This is a genomic window from Flavobacterium commune (assembly GCF_001857965.1).
GTDB lineage: Bacteria > Bacteroidota > Bacteroidia > Flavobacteriales > Flavobacteriaceae > Flavobacterium > Flavobacterium commune.
This window is the reverse complement of record NZ_CP017774.1, coordinates 2099300-2122896: the sequence shown is the minus strand read 5'-3', so window position 1 is coordinate 2122896 and position 23597 is coordinate 2099300. Positions and strand designations below refer to the sequence as shown.

Below are 23597 nucleotides of genomic sequence, written 5' to 3'. Positions count from 1 at the left end.
CAATAAAAAAATAAATGAAGTTAAAACTATTTGCAACTCTGATTTTTATGATTTCAATTCTTAAGATAACTGCCCAAAGTAGCTATTCGTTAGAATTGAACTTAAAGACAATTCCAACAAAAGAAATCAGCAAAAACGAATCCGGAATAGGCTTTTCTTTTCATCAAAATTTAGATTCGAAAAACAAAATCACAAACAGCCTGACGTATAAAAACAGTAGTTTAAATTATGGTTCGGGGAATTATTTTTCAGCAAACAACAATAAATACAACTGGATAGAAAACAAACTGGAACTGACACATCAAATTAACAATAAAGTCAATTGGAATTTAGAATTGAAAACAATAGCTGCTTTTGAAAAAAGTTTTGATTTTTCAGACATCACAATTCTTGGAGGCGCAGGGATTGGATATGCTTTTAACGAAAAAAATAATATTTACCTGGGAGTAAAAAGAATGACATTGTTTGGAAAAGCCCAAATACTTCCTACGATTGCTTTTCATAGCCAATTCAATTCGAATACCGCTATCGAGATAGGCTTTCCAAATTCAGCTATTAGCTATTCTAACAATGAACGAAACGCTTTCCGATTAACAAACGTTTTTGATGGGGAATATTACAATCTCGATCAGGCAAAAGCCATCAACAGCAATGGAAATGCAAGCAAAATAAGTTTCTCTCAAATGACAACTGCATTGGAATACGAGAGAAATGTTGACCGCAACTGGTATATGAGTTTTCAGGGAGGCTACCAATTTGACAAAAAATACACACTAACAAACAACAGAGGGACAACAAAATACAATTTCGACGCTAATGATGGTTTCCTCTTTAACATTGGCATAAAATACAAACAGTAACAAATAAAATAAATTATGACTATTTTAAAAGGAAGAACATTCATTACCCTACTATTAATGGGATTAGTATTTGTGGGTTGCAGTAATGACGACGAAGAAGAATTATTAGGTAACTGGATTAAAAAATCTTCATTTGATGGACCGGCAAGATCAAGTGCAAGCAGTTTTGTGATAGGTACTTATGCTTATGTTGCTACAGGATATACAGGTGACGAATATTTAAAAGACCTATGGGCTTACAATTCTGATGGGGATTATTGGGAACAAAAAGCGGATTTTAGCGGAATTGCCCGAAGTGCCGCATCTGGATTTGAATTAGACGGAAATGGATACATTGGTCTTGGATACGATGGAGTCAACAAGTTAAAAGATTTTTACCAATACAATCCTGACACCAACAGCTGGACTCAAAAAGCCGATTTTGCAGGAAGTGCCCGTTATTCGGCTGTAGGATTTCAAGTGGGTGGAAAAGCATATTTTGGGACAGGATATGACAATAACTTTCTAAAAGATTTTTATCAATACGATGCTAATACTGATACCTGGACTCAGGTAAACGGATTTAGCGGAAACAAAAGAAGAAATGCCTCTGTTTTTGTTATTGACAACAAAGCCTATTTAGTAGCAGGGATTAACAACGGAGCTTATCAGATTGATTTCTGGATGTTTGACCCCAGTACTGATACCTGGACTAAAAAACGCGATATTGACCAGGACGATGATGACGACGAAACATACAATGACGATTATGCCATTAGCCGTTCTAACGCATCGGCATTTTCAATGAACGGATTAGGTTATCTGGTCTGTGGTGAAAGTTCAAAAACCATTTGGGAATACAATCCGTCAACTGATGTTTGGGAAGAAAAAACAGCCCTGGAAGGAGCAGGCAGAACCGATGCTATAGGATTTTCTATTAACGAAAGAGGTTTTGTATTATTAGGAAGATCGGGATCTTCTTTTTATGACGATGTATGGGAATTTAAACCACTGGAAGAACAAAATGACGATGACAATTAATTCAAACCCTAAATTCTTCCGGACTACTATCCGGAAGAATTTTTTATTAAACACCACAAAAAAGTACTTTTTACTAATTGTTTTTTTAACATTCTTTTCCTGCAACAGCCCGCAGGATTTTAGCTTAGAATCCATAAAAACACCAAGCGGTTGGGGATATGTGATCAAAAATAATGACAAAATCATTATCAAACAATCTATAATTCCAGTAATTCAAAACATCAAATCATTTGAGAGCGAAACCGAAGCACTAAAAGTAGGGAATTTGGTATTAGATAAATTGAAACAGCAAACATCGCCAACAATTACAAAAAAAGATTTAATTTTATTGTCAATTAGAATCTAAATGAACATAGAGGGAATTACAAACAACAATACTAACAGAATACTGATACACAGTATTATTTGGTGCTTTTTAATAATTGCCTCATTATTGCCATTTTACCAAAATTTCACCAGCATCAATGCCGAGTTTTATGTACAATGGTCCAGTGGAATTCTATTGTTTTATGCTAACTATTTTTATTTTGTACCTAATTTGCTTTTGCAAAAAAAATATGCCGCTTATCTTGGAATTATTTTGAGTATTGTTAGTATTTTAACTTGTATTAAAATTTTCTATTTCAGTCCTGAATTCCACAATATGCCGCATCAAAGAATATTTGACAGTAATGGAAAAGAAATCATTCGAGAAAAATTCTTCTTTAAAAAACGTCCCCCTTTTTTCTTCAAATTTTTCCCATCACTGTTTTATTTATTCATTGTTTCTATAAGCACCTTAATCAAAACACTTTCAGAATATTATACCAATCAACAAAATAAATTAATTTCTGAAACCCGTAAAACATCGACTGAATTAAACTATTTAAGAAAGCAAACTAATCCGCACTTTTTGTTCAATGCCTTGAATAGCATTTATTCATTAGCGTATAAAAAATCAGATTTAGTCCCGGATGCCATTGTAACCTTATCCGAAATGATGCGCTACATGCTTTATGAAACCGACAATAAAGCAGTATCTTTAGAAAAGGAAATCAATTACATTAAGAACTATATTGATTTACAAAAATTACGATTAAACAATATCGAAAACATTTTCATCAACATTCACGGCGATACCCGAAACAAGTCTATCGAACCTATGCTTTTGATTTCATTTATCGAAAATGCTTTTAAATACGGAACTGATTATAAAGGAACCACTTATGTGAAAATTAAAATTGTTATCGAAGAAAACAACTTTGATTTTTGGATTGAAAATAGAATTGAGAATCAAATAAAAGATCCTAACAACTCTGGAATTGGTTTAAAAAACATTAAAAACAGATTGAACATCCTGTATCCAAATGCTCATCAATTGACCATTACGCAGACGGATAACCTATACAGTGTACATTTGAATTTGAAACTGGAACCATTGGAAAACTAAATAAAGATGAAGTGCGTAATTATAGATGACGAACCCCTGGCGGTTGATTTAATCAAAGAATTTGTTAGTAAAGTTGAAAGTCTGGAACTAATCAGCACCTTCAATAATGCTATCGACGCCATAGCGATGATTAATACTTCTAATGTAGATTTGATATTTTTGGACATCGAAATGCCTCATTTTTCAGGCATCGATTTTCTAAATGCCATTGACAAAAAACCATTGGTTATTTTCACGACAGCTTATTCTGACTATGCCGTGGAAGGATTCAATCTGGGTGCGGTTGATTATTTGGTAAAACCAATTCCTTTTAATCGCTTTTTAAAATCGGTGATGCGCGCCCAACAAACGTTTCTTTCACAAAATAACACTCCTGCTGCTGCTATTACTCCAAAAGTAGTTGCTCCGGAAATTGAACCCGATTTTATGTTTGTACGTTCAGAATACGAGAATGTAAAAATCAATTTTTCGGATATTTTATTTATCGAAGGTTTGAAAGATTATGTCAAAATATATACCGCTGACAATAAATTTACGCTAACTCTAATCAGTTTAATTAAACTCGAAAATTTACTTTCATCTAAAGGTTTTGCACGAATTCACCGTTCGTATATAATCAATATCAAATACGTGAAATCCATCCAAAAGAATAAAGTATTAATTGCCGACAAGCGAATTCCTATCAGCGAAAGTTACAAAACAGCTTTCTTTGAAAAAATTAATTTATAATTATTCCTCCTCTTTAAACCAGCTGGAATACAATAAATAATTTTCGGCGATACGCTCAATCTCACCTGCAAAACCGGATTGATTTAAGTCTTTTACTTTTTTGGCTGGTACTCCTGCCCATATAGAACCCGAAGTAACCACGGTGTTTTGGGTAATCACCGCACCTGCCGCAATAATAGAATTGCTTTCAATAGTACAATTATCCATAACGATAGCACCCATTCCTATCAAAACATTGTCGTGAACCACACAGCCGTGTACAATGGCATTGTGCCCAATAGAAACATTATTTCCTATAATGGTTGGGTATTTTTGATACGTACAATGAATCACAGCACCGTCCTGAATATTAACTTTGTTACCAATTTTGATATAATTAACATCACCTCTAATTACAGCGTTAAACCAAACGCTACAAGAGTTTCCAAAACTAACATCTCCTACAATAGTAGCATTTTCAGCTACATAACAATCCTCAGGAATACTAGGTGATTTTCCATTAACCGATTTTATTACCATTTCTGAATGTAAATTATTTTAGTTGATTGCTGGACAGTGACATTCATATTTCTCACGCTTGCAAAACAAATTAAGACCTAATGTAATTTGGTGAAAACCGCCTGTTCCAAATTTAACATCTCCTCCTAAATGAGAATAAGTGTAGGCAAACATAAAATTATTGTAATTCACACCTAAAATTGGCGAAATAGACTGGTATCTTTGTCTTGATATACCATTTCCGTTATTAAATTCGGCTCCATCAAAACTGGTTCTATAAGAAAGTCCACCCCATACAGTACCAAAATCCATGGCTTTATAAGCTTTCAAATTAAGATCGACTGCCTTTTCGGTAGTTTGACTGGTATATTGAAACAATACCGAAGGCTCCCATAAAATTCGATCTCTGTCTCCAAAAATATAACCCGTACTCAAGATAAACTTTCTCAAATTATCACTTTCATATCCTGAATAGATTTTACGTCGGGTTTCAATAGCATTTTTAATAGTTCCATGAACATAAAAATCCAAATAATTGTAAGACATCCCTATATCGACATTAAAGTAAGATGATTTTTGAACAATTGTCCCATCTACAATTGGATCAAAATCTCCTGATTGCAAAAAAGAAGTTTCATCTAATTGACTCTGAATTAATCCCCCACTAATACCAAAAGACAGCTGATTCAAATCGATTTCATCTCTGGAAAACATCAAATGATACGCATACGTCAACTTCATTCCTTTTTGAGAATGATAACCGTTTTTATCATTAAAAAGAATAATTCCCCCACCGGCTTTCTCTCCTATCCTGCCATTGTAACTTAGTGTTTGCAGTGAAGGTGCTTCTTCCTGATCGAACCATTGTTTACGGGCGGTCAGTCTTAATTTAGCACAATTAGAAGCCCCGGCCATCGACGGATGAAGCAGATAATAATTATCCGAAAGATAATCTGAATATACCGGAATTCCTTCTTGAGAATAAGAATACAAACCAATAAAAAAACAGATTAAAAAATAGTTGAATTTAGTATTCATGTATTAGATGATGTTAATCAGGATGCTTGATAAAACAACCTAAATTTTGTCCAAAAACTAAAGTTAAGTTAATTTATTCATTAATAATTCAAATATAGTTAATCATAGAAAATAACTTTAGTAAATTTGTAAAAATTTACAAACATCATGACAAAAATAACCGTTAAAGAAACACAAAACCCTACAATATTAAAGTTTGAATTTGAGGATTTTATTACCCGAAATGAAAGTTTTGAGTTTAAAAACATAGACGAAGCGAAATCTTCTCCTCTTGCACAACAATTATTTTACTTACCATTTGTAAAAACTGTTTACATTTCGGGCAATTTTATTGCCGTTGAAAGATTCAGTATTGTAGAATGGGACGATGTTAAAGAAGCTGTTGCTGAACAAATTGAAAACTTTGTAAACAATGGCGGCGTTATCATCAACCTTGATGAGAACAAACCTAAAAAACAACCGATTACAGTTTATGGAGAAACTACTCCTAATCCTTCGGCTTTGAAGTTTGTTGTGAGCCGAATGCTGACTAAAAATGCTATTGAATTCAAAAACATCGACCAAACGGCTTCTTCGCCTTTGGCAAAAGAATTATTTAAGTTTCCTTATGTAAAAGAAATTTTCATTGACGAAAATTACATTTCGATTACAAAATACGAATTAAATAGCTGGGACGAAATCACACTGGAACTTAGAACATTTATCAAACAATACATTGAGAATGGCGGAATTGTTCTTGACGACAGCGTGGTAATCAATGCCGAAAAACAAGAGCAAATTAAAACCGAAGAATTTGACAAACTGGATGTTACTTCGCAACAAATTATCAATATCTTAGAAGAATATGTAAAACCTGCCGTTGCTGCCGATGGTGGAAATATTGCTTTTGAATCTTATGATGAAGAAAGCAAAATTGTAAAAGTGATTCTTCAAGGTGCTTGTAGTGGCTGTCCATCTTCTACTTTTACTTTAAAATCAGGAATCGAAAACATGTTAAAAAGCATGCTTAACGATGAAAAAATTCAGGTGGAAGCAATTAATGCTTAATACAATCAATATGACTATCCGTTTCTTATACCAATTATTGAGAATGGCACACAGATGAAACTGATTTTAACGGATTTTCGCAGATTGTAATTTACAAAAAGCTTAAAAAAATCCGTTTTTATCTGTTCAATCAGTCCCGATAGCTATCGGGATTGTGACCTTTTTTTCATTTGGTCCGCTTAGCGGTTAGCCATAAAAATCAATACTATTTTCAAACTCTAAAAACAAATTGAGTTTGTCAATTCCTGACAAAGGAGGAATCTCAATAAACTGCTTACGCAACAAAGAGATTCCTCCTTTTTTTGAAATTACAGATACAAATTTTCCACAAACTATCTCGACTCAAAAAACAGCTTTTCTTATTATCTGTTTACCCTATTTAATTTTATGTTTGTTATAGGCTGATAAACCAATGGAATCTGCTCAACTATGACATCTGATTTTTCCAATCCAAATGCTTTTTCATCACTTACTCCTAAATGTTTCAAAAAGAAATAGCCATTCAACAAAAGATCTTCACGCAAAACAAATTCATTCTCAATAGATAAAAATTTCTCAATAACCACAAATTTAAAATCGGGTTCGTTATTGTATTTACTGGAACCGTCTGATCGAATATGTAAATTGAGTTCTTTGTTAGCAACCAATTCTTTGACAATATTTTTGAAATACAATTCGGTTTTAGGTTGTATTCTAAAACCAACATTAATGTTCACTTTAATCACTTTATCATCAACCAGCTCAGAAACATCATAGGATAACGTAAAAGGATCTTCGGTGCGATTGATGTGTAAAAACCAATATACATCGGCACGTTTTGGTTTTTTAGAAAAAATGGATTTGATGATTTTTTCTTCAATTTCGTATCTTCTGTCAGCTTTAGTAAGATAGACTAAATGGGTTGCAAATTTAGGAATAGCATCGTCTTTGCTTAATTCGGTGAGTTGGTCGCTGTATTTCCCTAATTGCACAAATTGAGTAAATTTATTGTTCGTTTTTCGGGCAAAATACCAGACATACATTACCATAAAAATAAATAATTCAAAAAACAAAAACATCCAACGTTCCTTTATTTTAGCCACATTAGCAATAAAAAAAGACATTTCAATAGCTCCAAAAACGGTCAGAAATAAGATGACATATATTTTTTTCCATTTTAATCGGTAATAAATAAAATAGCTTAACAATAGAGAAGTCATCATCATGGTTATAGTAATTGAAAACCCATAAGCGGCCTCCATATGCGAACTCTCTCTAAAATAAATCATCATTAAAACACATCCAAACCAAAGGATAGTGTTAATACTTGGTATGTAAATTTGTCCTTTACTATCACTAGGCTGCCTTACGGTAACTCTTGGCCAAAAATTAAGATTCATTGCTTCGCTAATTAGCGTAAAACTTCCGCTTATCAGTGCCTGTGAGGCTATAATAGTTGCACAGGTTGAAATAACAATACTAGGTAATAAAAACCAGCTTGGTATGATTTCAAAGAATGGATTTCTACCATTTAATAAGGTTTCTCCCTGGTGCATCAACCAGGCAGCCTGACCTAAATAAGCAATAACTAAACTTACTTTCACATAAATCCAGGTAATACGAATGTTTTTAATTCCACAATGTCCTAAATCAGAATATAAGGCTTCGGCTCCTGTTGTACAAAGAAAAACAGCTCCTAACAGCCAAAACCCGTTAGGATAATTCACCAATAAATCATAGGCATAATAAGGATTTAATGCTTTCAAAATATCCGGATGATTGCTAATTTGGTTTATTCCGGCAACAAATAACATGGTAAACCAAATAGTCATGATAGGTCCAAAAGTTTTCCCTATTACCTGTGTTCCAAACCGCTGGAAGAAAAATAATAATGACAAAATAGCCACAACAATTCCAATGGTTAAAAAATTACCGGGAACAATAGTGTTTTCCATACCTTTAACCATACTTAATCCTTCGATAGCCGATGAAACGGAAATAGGTGGCGTAATAATACCATCGGCGAGTAAAGTAGTCGCTCCAAGTATTGTTGGGATGACTAATTTTTTGCCATAACGTCTCACTAATGCGTACAGGGAGAAAATTCCACCTTCGCCCTGATTATCCGCTCGAAGCGTGAGCCAGATATATTTTATGGTTGTTTGAAAAACCAATGTCCAAAACACACAGGAAACACCACCATAAACCAGCATTTCATTAATGTCCTTCGTCCCAATTATTGCTTTGAAAACATATAGCGGACTCGTACCAATATCTCCGTAAATAATCCCAAGTGCGACTAAAAGCGAGGCAATAGTTACTTTATTTGCAACTCCATTTTTTGTTGTATTCATTATTTAATTGATTAAAATTCTAATGATACAAAGTTCCATCAAATGGTATTTACAGAATATAAAGATAAATATGCCTGATATAAAGATTTTATAAAGATTAACTGAAGCGATATCCCACACCACTTTCGGTAATAATGTGCTTGGGTTGATTAGGGTTTTCTTCTATTTTCTTACGCAAGGTTGCAACAAAAACTCTCAGGTATTGGGTTTCGGTCTGATAGCCAACACCCCATATTTCTTTTAAAATATATTGATGGGTCAAAACCCTACCTTCATTTTTCATAAAAAGAGCCAATAAATTAAATTCGGTAGAAGTAAGCTTTAATATCTCCTGATTTCGTTTTACAACTCTGGCTCCAAAATCTATTTCTAAGTCTTCACAAGTCAGTATGCTGGAATCATTTTGCAATTGATTTCTACGAATAGCCGAGCGAATTCGTGCTAAAAGTTCGGCTGTCCGGAAAGGTTTTGTCAAATAATCGGTAGCACCATTATCCAGTGCCTTCACAATATCTTCTTCACTATCCTGAACCGATAGTATAATAATTGCCTTATTGTACCAGGTTCTCAATTCTTTCAGAATTTCATGACCGCTTTTATCAGGTAAACCAATATCCAGCAAAATTAATTCCGGAGGATGGTTTACTGCTAAAATCATCCCTTCTTTTCCTGTTTCGGCAAACCAAACTTTATAATCATTACTCTCTAAAGTTATTTCGAGTAATTTTCTAATTGGAGCTTCATCATCAATAACTACTATTTCTGCTTTATTCATTTTTGAGATGATTTAAATAAGATGTTTCTGTTGGAATACTTATAGTGAAGCAAGCACCGGAATGACTGGAATTATTTTCTAATCTAATTATCCCATTATGCGCTTCAACAAAACCTTTTACAATAGACAAACCCAGACCGCTTCCTCCGGTTTTTGTATTGGGCAAACGGTAAAATTTATCAAATGCAAATTGTATTTCATTTTCGGGAAAACCGTTTCCGGTATCAGAAACAGATAAAACACAACAATCGGATTGATACTGAACATCAATTGTTATAATGGTATATTCAGGAGTATATTGAATGGCATTGGTGACTAAATTCTGGATGATTTCTTTAATCAACCCGGCGTCTAATTTGAACAATGGTAATTTTTCATTTGGAATAAAATGAATCGTATGATTGTGTTTTATCGAATCACTTTTTTGGATTACGGTATAAATAAGCTCGTTTATATCGCACCAGTCTTGTTTTAACTTTAACATTCCCGTTTCCAGTCGGCTCATGTTTAATAAATTTTCTACTTGTCCGTTGAGTCGAATGCTGGCCTTATCAATTTCTTCTAGCAATTCCGTTTGATTTGTTTCAGAAAGTTTGTTTTTGTTTTCTTTGAGAATATCAATAGAGCCAATAATGGTAGCAATTGGAGTTCGCAACTCATGAGAAAGTGAATTCAGTAAGGTGTCGTAAAGTTGTATTGTTTTTACTTTTTCCTCTTTATCACGTGCTTTATTTTCGGCTTCCCTAATTTTGAATGTCAATACTGCATTCACTAATGCAATAATGAGATACATCAAGAAGAGTAGAATATCTTCGGTATCAGCAATATGAAAAGTAAAAATAGGCTGAATGAAAAAATAGTTCAATATCAAACCACTTAAAACAGCCGTTAACAACACTGGCAAAATATCAAAAAGCATCGCTACGAACGAAACTGTCATTAATAAAACTAAGGCTGTTATCCGATAATCGATATATTTTGGCAAGAAAAAACAAATTATAGAAACCACAAATACCAATACCATGCTGATTAAGCATTGCTGTACGATGGAGTATTTTTTGGTTTTGAACTGTATCAAAATAAGATTAAAAATAACTTCATTATTTCTTCGAGGTAGTTATCATAAAATCTTTCAGATAATAAGGCTCAAAATAAGCCACATCTACAAAATCTTCTTTTAAGTATTTTTGATAACTCAAAGTACTCATTTGGTTCGCCGAAGGATATTTTATATCTTCTAAAAAAACAAAATTAGGTTGGGTTAATACTTCTTTACATTTCTCGGCACAATCGCCCACAAAATATAAGGTTTCATCAAATTCCTGAAAAGAATCTTCGGTGATAACTTCAGCAAGAATAGCTCTTTTAGATTCTAAATCAGTCGAAAAAACAGCACTATACACTTCCATTCTTCTCGCATCCAGCATGGGAACAATTAAACCACTATCAACGCTTGCCTTAGCTGCTAAAGCCTGTAAAGTATCCACAGCAATCAACGGAATTCCTAGCGCAAAACACAATCCTTTTGCTGCCGAAACTCCTATTCGAAGTCCTGTATAAGAACCCGGACCCTGACTCACTGCGATAGCCACTAAATCCTTAAAAGTGATTCCGGCTGCAACAATACTTTCTTCAATAAATACGTGTAAACGTTCAGCATGCGAATAACCTTCTTCGGCAATTTCATTACAAACCAAAGTCTTACCTTCTTTGGCAATGGAAACCGAACAATTCTTTGTTGTTGTTTCTATGTTAAGTATATAATTCAATGTCTTATTTTTTTGCAAAGGTCTAAAAAATTAAAAAAACAGTCTAACCATAACACTTATTTCTTCTTATTTTCGGATTTCACTGTTACTTTATTTCCCGAATTCAGTTCTTTACTCACTATCGTATAAGGTCCGGTTATTACTTCATCTCCTTTTTTAACTCCGCTTAGAATTTCAATATTAGTATCATCCTGAATTCCGGTTTTTACAATCTTAATCTTAGCCTTATCACCTACTTTTAAGAAAACACATTCGTATTTTTTATCGCTTTTAGGTGCTTCTTTTTTCTCTTCATCAGGATTTGAAAATTCCTTATCCGAAACTGCTACAGCCGTAGTATCCGATTTCACTACAACAGAACTAATTGGCACTGCCAAAACATTCTTCTTCGTCTTAGTAATAATATCTACCGTAGCCGTCATTCCTGGTCTGAATGGCGAATAGGTTTCCGGTTTTCCAACTAATAAATCCTGATAAGACTCTTTTTGGATTCGAACTTTTACTTTAAAATTAGTCACCTGATCGGCTGTTAAAGTAGAACTGGCCGAATTAGAAATACTGGTTACCACTCCTTTGAATTGTTTTTTCAAATAAGCATCGACTTCAACATTAGCCAAATCGCCAACTTTTATTTTTACAATATCATTTTCGTTAACATCTACTTCCACTTCCATATTATTCAAATTGGCGACTCTTAAAAGCTCTGTTCCTGCCATTTGTTGCGTTCCTAAAACACGTTCGCCTATCTCGACATTCAATACCGAAATTGTTCCGTCAGCCGGAGCATAAATAGTTGTTCTTCCTAAATTATCCTTAGCCTCATTAACCGAGGCCGAAGCACTCTGCACATTATAATAAGCCGACTGTCGAGTAGCCTTTGCTACCTCAAAAGATGCAATTGACTTATCCCAATCCGATCTTGAAATCACTCCTTTTTCATATAAAGTTTTGTTTCTTTCATAATTAGCTTTTGCCTCTTTAAAACTGGCTTCTGACTGGGTTAAACCTGCCTTTGTTCCGGATAAATTAGAAACCGAACGATTGTAACTTGAGGTATATAAATCAGGATTTATTTTTACTAATAAATCGCCTTTTTTAACCACCTGACCTTCTTTTACATTTAACAAAATAATTTCTCCGGAAACTTCGGGTGCTATTTTAACTTCAATTTCAGGTTGGATTTTCCCTGTTGCTGATACAGTTTCAACAATAGTCATCGGAATTACTTTTGTTATTTCTATCTCTTTAGCATCTTCTTTGTTTCCAAAAATGCCTTCTTTTCCGAAATATAACAATGAACCAATTACAACTACAAAAACAGCAAGAAGGATATAAATATTTTTCTTTGACATGACTTATTTATTTTTTTAGGATTGGAATTCCAAAATAGAATTCTAAAATTTTAGTTTTAAAAATATAATCGTATTTAGTTCTTATTACTTCCGATTGCGCATTAGCCAATAAGGTTTGCGACTGACTTAATTCGAAAGCATTCATCAAACCTACTTCAAATTTTTCTTTCGAATAATTGTAAGACTGCGTTCTGGCATCTAAGGCTTCAATTGCCGATTCATAAGCTTTCAAAGCTCCTTTAGCATCAGTAAAAGCAGTGTAAACATTACGCTGTAAATCTAATTCCTGCTGTTCTAAGGCAATTTTAGATTTTTCTAAATTGACTTTATTTCGCTCCACATTGTTGCGAACTGCAAAACCACTAAAAATAGGAATATTCAATTGTGCCCCAAAAGACTGTCCTTTATTATCACTAAACTGATCAACAAAACTAGGTGGCGCTTGTGTTCCAATAACAGCCCCCGTATTGTCTCTCAAAGCCACATCGGCATAAGAAACACGACTATTAAAATTATAAAAACCTCTCAAAGTGGGTTGATAAGCTGCTCTTGCTATAGCAACATTTTTCTCGGCTATTTCCAGATTGGTCTGAGCTATTTTCAACTCCACCCGTTGCTGTTTTGCTTTATCGTAAATTGAAGTTGGTGTTTGAGATAAAAGTGATTGTTCCATTTGAAACTCATTTACATCAACAACATCAAAATTTTCAAAACTATCCAATTGTAGTAATTGTGCCAAACTCAGCTTTGAAATCAACAAGGTATTTTGAGCATTAATCACTTTTTGATTATCCGCTGCGATAGTTGCTTTTACATCCAATAAATCGCCTTTAGGCAAATTACCGGCATTTACCAATTCCTGCGTTCGGCTCAATTGTTTATTATCAATAGCCAATTGCTCGTTTTGAACCTTCAAATTTTCTTTATTAAACAACACTTGCAAATACGCATTGGCTACATTTAGCGCAATGTCTTCCTGCATTTTTTGCAATTGATATTTGGCAGCCACAATAGAAAGATTGGCTTTTCTTAAAGTATATACATTTTGCAAACCTTTGTAAATATCAATACCAACATTAGCTCCGGCCGAAGTAAACTGGGTAGTTTGTGTGGCTGCAATATTCGTAACTGGGTTAATATTCAAACCTATATTCCAGGAATGAGAAGCACTGGCTGAGACATTAGGCAAAAAACTTCCAAAAGCATCTTTCTTATCAATTTGAGCGGTTTGTATATCCAAGTCTGATTGTCGAATGGAAATATTGTGATCTATAGCATATTTCACACAGTCTTCTAACGACCATTGGCGCGATTGTGCATTCGAATAAAAACTTATTATTATAAAAAATAACGAACTAAAATATTTTTTTGGACTCATATTTATTCGAACTAAAATGAAGTAAAGTTACTACACAAAAATAAGTTTTTATAATTAACAACAATCACAACTTTTAAAAACATTTAACAGTCTAACAAATTAAAATATACTCGCTTAAATTAGTAATGAGAATAAAAAGCTTTTTCTAATTTTACAACCTTAAATCAATCCGATGAAAAAAATTGTCTTTTTAGTGGTTTTCACAAGTTTACTCTCCTTTACAGGCTGCACAAGTTCTCATAAAATTGCCACCTTAAAACCTGAACCGGACGATGCCAGTCCGATTATTTACAACAATGTTCCCTCGTTTATCAATTTGCCTGTCAATATCAAACTTAAAGATATTGAGAACCAAACTAACATTGCTCTAAACGGATTAATTTATGACGACAGCAACATAGAAGATGACGATATTGAAATGAAAATTTGGAAGTTAGCTCCCATTACTATTAAAAACGGTAACAGCACTACTTCTGACAAAATCACAACGGTGCTCCCTTTAAAAGCAACCATAAAATACCGAATAGGTACCAAAACCATGGGAGTTTCCATGTACAACGTCAAAGAATTTAACCTTAACGGAATTCTAACCCTATACAGCACGGTGAGTTTAAACAACTGGAAACTCAAAACCCAAACCGAATTAGCTAATTTAGACTGGAACGAAAGTCCGACAATGAGTGTTTTTGGTAAAAACATGCCCGTAACTTACCTGATTAATCCTTCCATCAAATTATTCAAATCTAAAATTGAACATAAAATTGATGCCGCTATTGAAAAATCAACGGATTTTAAACCTAATGTTCTTTCGGCATTAGAAAAAATCTGTACTCCTTTTCAAATGAATGAAGCCTATGAAAGCTGGCTTCGAATTGTTCCTTCCGAAATTTACTCCACAGCTGCGCATTTAAAAAACGAATCCTTTGTATTGCAAATGGGTATGAAATGCAACATGGAAACCATTATAGGACAAGTGCCGGAAACCAAATTCAATCCGAATCAAATCACACTAAAAGCCGTGAGCAAAATACCCAATCAGATTACGGCTAATATTACTGCCGTTTCCAGTTATGCAGATGCTTCCAGAATAATGAAGAAAAACTTCGCCGGAGAAGAATTTTCATCCGGCAGCAGAAAAGTGAAAGTAGAAGACGTTAACATCTGGCACAAAAGCGGAAAAATGGTTATTGCCCTGGACTTAAGCGGTTCTCTAAACGGAACAATCTATCTGGCAGGATTTCCAAAATACAATGCTGAGAAAAAAGAAATTTATTTTGACGGACTGGACTATGCCTTAGACACTAAAAACAAATTAATGCGCACCGCCAACTGGCTTGCACAAGGAATTATTTTAAGAAAAATTCAGGAAAACTGTCGCTATTCCATCAAACCTAATTTAGAGGAAGGAAAGAAAACCATGCTTAATTACCTCAATAATTATTCGCCAATGCCCGGTGTTTTTGTAAATGGAAAAATAGAAGACATTCAATTTCAAAAAATAGAACTGAGTCAAAATGCCATTATTGCTTTTGTAAAAGTAAACGGAGTAATCAACATTACTGTTGACGGTTTTAAATAAACTACTTCGTTTTATTTTTCTTCATTCGATATACAAAATAACCAATCAAAGCCACTAACAGATAAGGCACTACCATTAAAAAAACGATACCATCGTTAACAGCCTGCGCTTTTTCCACATTAGCATCACCAGCTAAGGCCGCTCGGCACATAGCGCATTGTGCATTCGTAGTAAGAGAAAACAGAAAATAGAAAATAGAAAATAGAATTTTCACTTTGCCATTCTCACTTCTCACTCCTGACTTCTGACTTCTGACTTTATTGAGCATAATAAGGAGCAATCATTAAATAAACAACAACACCGGTAACTGCTACATACAACCAAATAGGAAAAGTAATTTTAGCAATTTTTTTATGCTTATCAAATACCTGTGCCAAAGCCCGAACATAAGTAATTAAAACCAGCGGAATAATGACAACAGACAACACAATATGGGTTATTAATATAAAATAATACACATATTTTATAATTCCCTCGCCACCAAATTTAGTAGAATCGGAAGTCATGTGATAAGCCACATACATTGCTAAAAAGGCTACAGAACAGCCTATAGCTGTTTTCATTAAATTTTCATGCAATTTAACATTCCCATTTTTTACAGCTATAACTGCTAAAACCAACAAAATTGCTGTAATTCCGTTTATAGTTGCGTAAATAGGCGGTAAAAAAGAAAGTGGCTCTACATCATAACCTAATTTTCTCAAATTAACACCAAAAAGTAATGCCACCACAAGTGGAATTGCTACTGATAATACTACAATCCACTTATTGTATCTTGTTTCTAAATTTTGCTTTTCCATAATTTATTCTGCTAATAAAATACTAATGTCTTGTTGAATATCTCTAACTCCTGCTTTTTCTAAACCGTCATAATACAAAATAGGATTTCCAAACTCATCTTTTCGACAACGGATATCTCCATTTTTATCAATCAAAGCAAACATACCAGAATGCTCAAATCCACCACTTACTTTACTGTTTTCGCCTGCATAAAGATTAAAACCTTTGTTAGCCAAATCAAATATGGTTTGCCTCTCACCTGTTAAAAAATTCCAGTTAGAGGATTTAACCCCTAATAATTCGGCATGCGATTTCAGAACTTCCGGCGTATCGTGTTTGGGGTCGATCGTGATAGAAACAATTCCGAAATTAGGATTTCCAAAGAATTTTTTTTCCAAAACCAACATGCTTTGATTCATTTTTGGACAAATAGAAGGGCAAGTAGTAAAGAAGAATTCTAACACATATACTTTGCCTTTATATGTCGCGTTATTAATCTTCTTATTGTCCTGATTAGTCAACTCAAATTTAGGAGCCGGCCCAATTTTCACTAAAGACTCTTCTGAACTCATTCCTGATGAAACCTTATCCAGACGATTGCCTTTAATAACCTCACCGTTTTGAATTCGGGAAACAATCTTAGGAACGGCATAAATCCCAAAAATTAAAACAATAAACGCAATCCCGATATATGATTTATTTTTCAACATAAAATAAGTATTTACAACTTTTTAGTTGCGTTATGATTCTTTTTAAGTGCAGCACGATACTCATAAAGAATAATCTTGAAATCGTCTAACATTTCATTACTCAATTCCGAAGGATGAAAAGTATTATAACCTTCTCTATATTCTTTTTGATCTTTTCTACCTCTTAAATTCCTTTGTTTGTCAATTATAAAAACATTAGAAGTACCCACATTAGCATCCAATTGACTTTCTAAATTCAGTTTCTTGTAATACGATTGAATTTCTTCAGGAGTTGTAAAAACAAAATGCCATTGAGAAACATCGGTAAAATCATCAAAAGCATCCATAATGTTCTCAATATCTTTTTCAGTTCCCAATGGACAAACCATCACAAACTGTAAATCCTTAAAAGCATGATAACGCTGATATATTTTTTCATTCAAATTAAAAAGATTGCCTCTGTTTTTTAAAATTTCAGTTCCTGAAAATCCCAGGATAGTAATTTTATTATCTAAATTCACCTTTTCTCCTTTTAAAGATTTCCAGTCACCCAAATTGGCAACTTTAGGAGTAATCACAGGCAACTTAGTAAAACTATTAACGCCTGAAGCAAAGAAAAGATAAGCTACTATAGGAAGAATAAAGAGTACAAAAAGAACTATATTTTTTTTCATCAGAGAAAAATTAATTTAAAGTGCAAAAATAAAAAAAGGCACGCAATGCGTGCCCTTTTTTTGAATTAATATAGTGTTAAAAATTCCATTTAATGGTTGAATCTTTAAAAACCCCATAAATATAATTCCCTTCAGTCAACAGAATGAAAAGCAAGTATAAGACAAGAAAAATAACCGGTAAAACTACTGACCATCTAAGACTGGAAGTCTCTCCCTCCATGTGCATAAAAGCCCAAACAATGTAATAAGCTTTAAAAACGGTTAGTATATAAAAAATCCAGTTTAATAAATTCATACCAAGAAAATGGCTAAAATTTAATGATTCAGGTTTGTAAATACCTAAAATAACCTCTATAATTGTAACTACTGACAATATCCCGAATACTTTCCAGATTCTGGCAGTGTTTGATTCATGTGCGTGTGACATAATAATAACTTTAAAAAATTAAACTAGATAGAAAACTGTGAATACAAATACCCATACCAAGTCAACAAAGTGCCAGTATAGTCCAACTTTCTCCACCATTTCATAACTTTTTCTTTTCTCGTAAGTCCCAAGAAGAACATTAAAGAATATAATGATATTGATGATAACTCCAGAGAAAACGTGGAATCCGTGGAATCCGGTAATAAAGAAGAAGAAATCAGCAAATAACTTACTTCCGTATTCGTTTCTTTCTAGATTAGCTCCTTCAACCACATAAGCTGCCTGAGCCAATCTTTCTTCTGATTCAGCTCTGGAAAGAACTGTTTTTTCTTTTTTCTCAGTTAAAACTTCTGTTCTAATCAATAAATCAGGATGAGCTTTAAAACCAGCTTGTACTTCAGCAACTGAATAAGAAGGCAAATCTGCTTCTTCCATAAACCATGTTGCTTTGCTTCTGGACAACTGAGCTCTTTCTTCTGGTAAATGCGCAGCAAAATCAGCTAATGCTACACGTTTTCCGTCTTTATCAACAAACTGCAATAAACTTCCACCTTTTGTTTCGATAGCACCATATTCACCCTGAATGAAGTTTTTCCACTCCCAAGCCTGAGAACCAACGAAAATCAAACCACCAATAATGGTTAAAAACATATACAAAATTACTTTGTTTTTCTTCATCTGATGTCCCGCATCAACAGCCAAAACCATTGTTACAGAAGAGAAAATCAAAATAAAAGTCATTAATGCTACATAATACATTGGAGCAGTAACTCCGTGTAAAAATGGGAAGTGAGTAAACACTTCATCAGCCAAAGGCCAAGTTTCAATAAATTTAAATCTAGAAAAACCGTAAGCCGCTAGAAATCCCGAGAATGTTAAGGCATCTGATACGATAAAAAACCACATCATCATTTTCCCATAACTTGCTCTCATTGGCTCATTGCCGCCTCCCCAAGTTTTTTCTTCACTATTTGCAGTAGTAACTGTCGCTTCCATAAAAGTTATTCGTTAAAAAGTTTCCAAATTTACGTTTTTTTCTTATTTAAAGAAATATAAAAACAAAAATAATAAAACCCACAGCAGGTCTAGAAAGTGCCAATACATTGCACCTAGTTCTATACCAAGAGTTTGAGTCGAATTGTATTTTTGTTTAAAATGATTATAAATTATAATTAAAAGTGAAATTAAGCCTCCGGCCAAGTGCAATAAGTGCATAAAAGCAATGATATAAAGAAAAGTCACCGTAATCGAACTCCCCTCACCAGTCATATAATAACCGCTTTCGATAATTTGCCCAAAACCTACAAATTGAGAAACCACAAACAATACACCTAAAACTAAAGTAGCCAAAAGCATTATTGTAGTTTGCGATTTATCATCTTTTTGAATTGCTTTTTTAGCCAAATGAAAAGTCACACTACAGCCAATTATCACGATAGTACTAATATAAAAAGCTATTGGCAACTCAAAATCCTTTAACCAATCTACCCTTGACTTACTTACCACAAAAGCACTCGTCAATCCGGCAAACATCATCGTCATACTAATCATAGCAAACAACAAAATCAACTTGTAAGATCTTGCTGTTCTTTCTTTTTGCTCTTCAGCTGTCATTGTAACTTCCATAACTATCTTAAAAATTTATCAATTATATAAACCAATTGCAATAATGAAATATACGAAACACTCACTAACATTAATGTTCGGGCGGCTTTTGCAGTTCTAATTTTATAAAGTTGTACTGCATAATAAAGCATCCAAAGTCCCAATAAAAAAACAATTCCGGCTGCAACTGGAGAAATAAACAATTTTCCTGTATATCCAATTGACGGTAACAGCGAAGCGATTATTAACCAAACAGTATATAAAATTACCTGCAATGCTGTTCCTTTATCTTTCTTTCCGGTTGGCAACATAAAAATCCCTGCCTTCTCATAATCTTCATACAAAAACCAGCCAATAGCCCAAAAATGAGGAAACTGCCAGAAAAACTGAATCAAAAACAAAGTTCCCGCTTCAATTCCAAAATTCCCTGTGGCAGCCACCCAGCCCAACATAAACGGGATAGCACCGGGAAAAGCTCCCACAAAAACCGATAAAGAAGTAAGGGTTTTAAGCGGCGTATAAACACTGGTATATAAAAATATCGAGATCGCCCCAAACATGGCTGTTTTGGGATTAATCATATATAATAAGGTTAGCCCTACCAATGTAAGCAAACTCGCCACCAATAAAGCTACATTTGAAGACATTCTTCCTGATGGAACCGGACGATTTTTAGTTCGATCCATCAAAATATCTATATCTTTCTCAATTACCTGATTGAAAGCATTTGAAGCTCCCACCATGCAGTAACCACCAATACAAAGCATTAATAAAACCGACCATTGAAAAGGAAATTCATTATCAAAACCTAAAAGATAACCCGCAATAGAAGAAAACAACACACTAATAGCCAATCCAGCTTTGGTGATTTCTTTAAAATCGGTAAAAATTGCCTTAAGGGAAAATGTATTTGTAGTTGTGCTCAATGCCGTTTTCATTAGGTTTTTGTAAAACTGCTGCAAAAGTAACTCATCGAAAGGGATTTGGCAAAAAACTAATCATAAAATATTGTTGAAGAAAAATTATGTTTTTTTAGAGTAAAATCTTGAAAATTTATTTAGCCAAGTGCGTTGCGCCGCCACTTCGAGTGGTTTTTAATAGTAATGCGACAGCTTTACTATTAAAAATTATATCGAGAAGTTTATAAGAAGTAGCGTTCTCGATACATTTCATTAAAAAAGCTATCTCACTTTTAATTGAAACATAACCAATGACGTTTTCATTAAAAGAGAAAAATTAGTTTTACCTATTTTCTTTTTTGCTTGATCAAAAAAGAAACAAAAAAATCAAGTCTTACACTTCCTCGTCGGTCAAATTAGTTTTCGAATACTAAAAGAAAAGAACTCTCCGCCGCGGCGGATCAAACAGCTTTTCTTTTTGCGCATTCTTCAAACATTTGACACTCGACTGCGGAAGCTAAGGACAGTTGAACCTCAAAACAATAGTAATTTAATTTACACCTAGAACTAAAAACCCTCAATCATCAATAATCAAAATACCAGTTAAATATATCCGAACGAACCCCTATAGAAAACCAATTCGTACTTTCCTTAAAAACAGTAGCTGTATTTTGCATTGGATTAAAATCCCTGTAAATATAACTGGCAAAAAGTTTCAAATTAGTTGATGGATTAATCAGGTAACCACCCTGAATATCAGCCATAAAAAAATCGGTTTTATTTCCTTGTCCTACCACTACACCTGAATTAGCAAAACGCTCTAAATCGTAATCACGGTAAATATTTCCTCCATAATTAGAATTCGCTCCAGAGTCAGCAAAATCAAGCCCTCTCACTCCTATTGTAAATTTAGCATCAGCAAAAAATCTTTCCTTGTGATAGCGTGCAATAGCAATAAATTCTCCAAAATTACCACCCCACTGATGACCAATACTCTGATTATTATGACCATAATTGGTTATTGGATCAGAATGTGAATACACATAAGGTCGTACTCTGTTGTATTCCAGTTGCAATAATAAATTTGGCACATTAAAAGCATTGTAATATTTAGCCCCTAATTGGTATCCGTATTTATTTTTCCAGCTATTATCACCTTCTCTAATATCACCCAACGAGAATTCATCCAAAACAAACTGTCCGTAAAAATTAATTTGGTTATCCCATTTGTATTTAAAAGTCAGTCCCAAAAGCGCATTCCCCGATCTGGAAGAAGAACCAAACTCTACCGAACGATAAAAAACAATCGGATTTACAAAACTCGCATCAAAACCTCTATCATTCGCATTAGTCCACACCACCGATTCAAAGAAACCTAAATTCAATTTATTCGAAACATTCCAGCTTAAATAATGATTTGCCATAAATTTAGTCGCATAGGTTCTATCCACAGTCACCTCAGGACGCACATCCTTTAACCACATATAAGTATTGGTATATTTTATTTTCCAAAACCTGGTATTCAATTTCAAATAAGGATACGGACTGGCACCATCACTTTCCAACAAAGAACGATAACCATCACCTATAAAATTCCTGCCATACCCCAACTGCAAATCCAAAAATTTACTCGGTGCAAAAGTTAAATTGGCTTCTGCCAAAGGAAAATCGTAGGCATCAGTTTTAAAATCTTTTGCAATTCCCACGCCTGGAATAATGGCTGGATTTCCTCCAGCGGGTTGTATCGACTCGGCATAACGATTAAAATAACCCGCAAAACGCCCCTGACTTTCAAAAATGGTTGTTGTAAAATTCAATTTATCACCTAAACCACCCCTAAAATTAATGGCTCGTGTATTGACAAATGTATTCGTCGAATTATTTCCTGATGCTTTGCCAACTTGCAAATCCAAAACAGGATTCAGGGTAAACCAATAATCTTCCCCTCGTATTTCTACCGTATTTTCATTCCATAATTTCTTGGTCCACCAGCCGGAAGTCTTTTTCTTTAACTTCTCGTTTTCCTGTTTAAAATTGTAATACTTAGCAACCTCAGCATAAGAATACGGTTTTGAAGCCGTATGATTATTACTCCCCACCTGGTTTAAAGCTCCATCAAATTGCGCATAATAACTATGCGAAAAAGGAATATTCAAATGACTTTCAAACTCCGGATTATTGTATTTTTTATACACTATATTATCTAGCTCAGTCAATTGTTGGGTAGTATTTCTAAGAATATCGGCTTTTGCCAAATTCTCAGCCGCTAATGTAGCCGGGCTTTTTAACGGAATCGCAATGGTAATATTATATCTCGAATATTCCGCTTTCCCGTTATAAGTAGAAGGAGTGATTTTAGGGAATTTTGTAAAAACGCGCTTGGTTTCCTGAATTAGATTTTCATCAACGGCATTCACATAAATCACTTTAAAAACCCCGGTCGCATCTACTTCAAAAAGCACTTTGACATTTCCCTTGAAATTATTCTGCACCAAATTTTCCGGAACAACAAAATTTTGAAAAACAAACTCCTGTACCTCATTATAAAAACAACTTTCCAGTGCTGTTGCTTCTAAATTTTGACAAGCCGGAAAAACAGGAAATCGTTGTGAATTCAACACCGCATCAGAACTCAAATCCTGAGATTGAGAATACCCCAAAATCGTAAAAAAGCACAAAAATAAAATTGGCACTATTTTTTTCATATCGTTTATAA

At 33.9% G+C, this 23597-nt stretch carries 24 protein-coding genes; 7 read left to right on the top strand and 17 right to left on the bottom strand.

Annotated elements, in window-relative coordinates:
• Positions 1–14 precede the first annotated feature (14 nt).
• The 5 genes from BIW12_RS08860 to BIW12_RS08840 are packed head-to-tail and all read left to right on the top strand — an operon-like array spanning position 15 to position 4038.
• Complete coding sequence (locus BIW12_RS08860; RefSeq protein WP_071184792.1) at positions 15–860, top strand: DUF6268 family outer membrane beta-barrel protein; 846 nt, start codon at positions 15–17, stop codon at positions 858–860.
• A gap of 15 nt (positions 861–875) precedes the next feature.
• Positions 876–1880 (top strand): Kelch repeat-containing protein, encoded by a 1005-nt coding sequence (locus tag BIW12_RS08855; protein ID WP_083382084.1) that lies wholly within the window; start codon positions 876–878, stop codon positions 1878–1880.
• The gene (locus BIW12_RS08850; protein ID WP_317040817.1) at positions 1825–2226 is read left to right on the top strand and encodes a DUF4907 domain-containing protein; all 402 of its coding nucleotides are present in this window, start codon (positions 1825–1827) and stop codon (positions 2224–2226) included. The genes BIW12_RS08855 and BIW12_RS08850 overlap by 56 nt, the downstream gene beginning before the upstream one ends.
• Positions 2227–3309: a sensor histidine kinase gene (locus tag BIW12_RS08845; RefSeq protein ID WP_071184790.1), complete on the top strand. Its 1083-nt coding sequence runs from the start codon at positions 2227–2229 to the stop codon at positions 3307–3309.
• Positions 3310–3315: 6 nt separating this feature from the next.
• Complete coding sequence (locus tag BIW12_RS08840; RefSeq protein ID WP_071184789.1) at positions 3316–4038, top strand: LytR/AlgR family response regulator transcription factor; 723 nt, start codon at positions 3316–3318, stop codon at positions 4036–4038.
• On the opposite strand, the gene BIW12_RS08835 is transcribed toward BIW12_RS08840, so the two are convergent.
• Positions 4039–4557 (bottom strand): gamma carbonic anhydrase family protein, encoded by a 519-nt coding sequence (locus BIW12_RS08835; RefSeq protein WP_071184788.1) that lies wholly within the window; start codon positions 4555–4557, stop codon positions 4039–4041.
• Positions 4558–4575: 18 nt separating this feature from the next.
• The gene (locus BIW12_RS08830) at positions 4576–5574 is read right to left on the bottom strand and encodes a PorP/SprF family type IX secretion system membrane protein (protein ID WP_071184787.1); all 999 of its coding nucleotides are present in this window, start codon (positions 5572–5574) and stop codon (positions 4576–4578) included.
• Positions 5575–5721: 147 nt separating this feature from the next.
• On the opposite strand from BIW12_RS08830, the gene BIW12_RS08825 reads away from it, so the two are divergent.
• Positions 5722–6621, top strand: coding sequence for a NifU family protein (locus BIW12_RS08825; RefSeq protein WP_071184786.1), 900 nt, complete (start codon positions 5722–5724; stop codon positions 6619–6621).
• Positions 6622–6983: 362 nt separating this feature from the next.
• Here BIW12_RS08825 and BIW12_RS08820 read toward each other — a convergent pair whose 3' ends face one another.
• The 6 genes from BIW12_RS08820 to BIW12_RS08795 all read right to left on the bottom strand — a co-directional run bounded on the left by BIW12_RS08820 (position 6984) and on the right by BIW12_RS08795 (position 14228).
• Positions 6984–8954: a KUP/HAK/KT family potassium transporter gene (locus BIW12_RS08820; protein ID WP_071184785.1), complete on the bottom strand. Its 1971-nt coding sequence runs from the start codon at positions 8952–8954 to the stop codon at positions 6984–6986.
• A gap of 97 nt (positions 8955–9051) precedes the next feature.
• Entirely contained in the window at positions 9052–9729 is a 678-nt protein-coding gene (locus BIW12_RS08815; RefSeq protein ID WP_071184784.1) for a response regulator, read from the bottom strand.
• A complete protein-coding gene (locus BIW12_RS08810; protein ID WP_071184783.1) occupies positions 9722–10753 on the bottom strand; it encodes a sensor histidine kinase in 1032 nt (343 codons plus the stop codon). Before BIW12_RS08810 ends, BIW12_RS08815 begins: the two co-directional genes overlap by 8 nt.
• 76 nt (positions 10754–10829) lie before the next feature.
• Complete coding sequence (gene tsaB, locus BIW12_RS08805) at positions 10830–11498, bottom strand: tRNA (adenosine(37)-N6)-threonylcarbamoyltransferase complex dimerization subunit type 1 TsaB (protein WP_071184782.1); 669 nt, start codon at positions 11496–11498, stop codon at positions 10830–10832.
• 56 nt (positions 11499–11554) lie between these two features.
• A complete protein-coding gene (locus BIW12_RS08800) occupies positions 11555–12850 on the bottom strand; it encodes an efflux RND transporter periplasmic adaptor subunit (RefSeq protein ID WP_071184781.1) in 1296 nt (431 codons plus the stop codon).
• A gap of 7 nt (positions 12851–12857) precedes the next feature.
• Positions 12858–14228, bottom strand: a complete 1371-nt coding sequence (locus BIW12_RS08795; RefSeq protein ID WP_071184780.1) for a TolC family protein — start codon at positions 14226–14228, stop codon at positions 12858–12860.
• Positions 14229–14400: 172 nt separating this feature from the next.
• On the opposite strand from BIW12_RS08795, the gene BIW12_RS08790 reads away from it, so the two are divergent.
• Complete coding sequence (locus tag BIW12_RS08790; protein WP_071184779.1) at positions 14401–15807, top strand: DUF4403 family protein; 1407 nt, start codon at positions 14401–14403, stop codon at positions 15805–15807.
• Position 15808: 1 nt separating this feature from the next.
• Here the strand turns inward: BIW12_RS08790 and BIW12_RS08785 are convergent, their stop codons facing one another.
• The 9 genes from BIW12_RS08785 to BIW12_RS08745 all read right to left on the bottom strand — a co-directional run bounded on the left by BIW12_RS08785 (position 15809) and on the right by BIW12_RS08745 (position 23586).
• Positions 15809–16075 (bottom strand): hypothetical protein, encoded by a 267-nt coding sequence (locus BIW12_RS08785; RefSeq protein ID WP_071184778.1) that lies wholly within the window; start codon positions 16073–16075, stop codon positions 15809–15811.
• Positions 16065–16607: a DUF420 domain-containing protein gene (locus BIW12_RS08780; RefSeq protein WP_071184777.1), complete on the bottom strand. Its 543-nt coding sequence runs from the start codon at positions 16605–16607 to the stop codon at positions 16065–16067. The genes BIW12_RS08785 and BIW12_RS08780 overlap by 11 nt, the downstream gene beginning before the upstream one ends.
• Before the next feature lie 3 nt (positions 16608–16610).
• Positions 16611–17297: an SCO family protein gene (locus BIW12_RS08775; protein ID WP_071184776.1), complete on the bottom strand. Its 687-nt coding sequence runs from the start codon at positions 17295–17297 to the stop codon at positions 16611–16613.
• Between the two features lie 11 nt (positions 17298–17308).
• Positions 17309–17950: a hypothetical protein gene (locus BIW12_RS08770; protein WP_071184775.1), complete on the bottom strand. Its 642-nt coding sequence runs from the start codon at positions 17948–17950 to the stop codon at positions 17309–17311.
• A gap of 76 nt (positions 17951–18026) precedes the next feature.
• On the bottom strand, positions 18027–18377 hold the full coding sequence (locus BIW12_RS08765; RefSeq protein ID WP_071184774.1) for a cytochrome C oxidase subunit IV family protein: 351 nt from the start codon (positions 18375–18377) through the stop codon (positions 18027–18029).
• 18 nt (positions 18378–18395) lie between these two features.
• Entirely contained in the window at positions 18396–19373 is a 978-nt protein-coding gene (locus BIW12_RS08760; RefSeq protein WP_071184773.1) for a cytochrome c oxidase subunit 3, read from the bottom strand.
• Between the two features lie 42 nt (positions 19374–19415).
• Positions 19416–20003 (bottom strand): cytochrome c oxidase subunit 3, encoded by a 588-nt coding sequence (locus tag BIW12_RS08755; protein ID WP_071184772.1) that lies wholly within the window; start codon positions 20001–20003, stop codon positions 19416–19418.
• A 2-nt stretch (positions 20004–20005) separates the two neighbouring features.
• The gene (gene cyoE / locus BIW12_RS08750) at positions 20006–20920 is read right to left on the bottom strand and encodes a heme o synthase (RefSeq protein ID WP_071184771.1); all 915 of its coding nucleotides are present in this window, start codon (positions 20918–20920) and stop codon (positions 20006–20008) included.
• Between the two features lie 545 nt (positions 20921–21465).
• Positions 21466–23586, bottom strand: coding sequence for a gliding motility protein RemB (locus BIW12_RS08745; protein WP_071186255.1), 2121 nt, complete (start codon positions 23584–23586; stop codon positions 21466–21468).
• Positions 23587–23597: the final 11 nt, after the last annotated feature.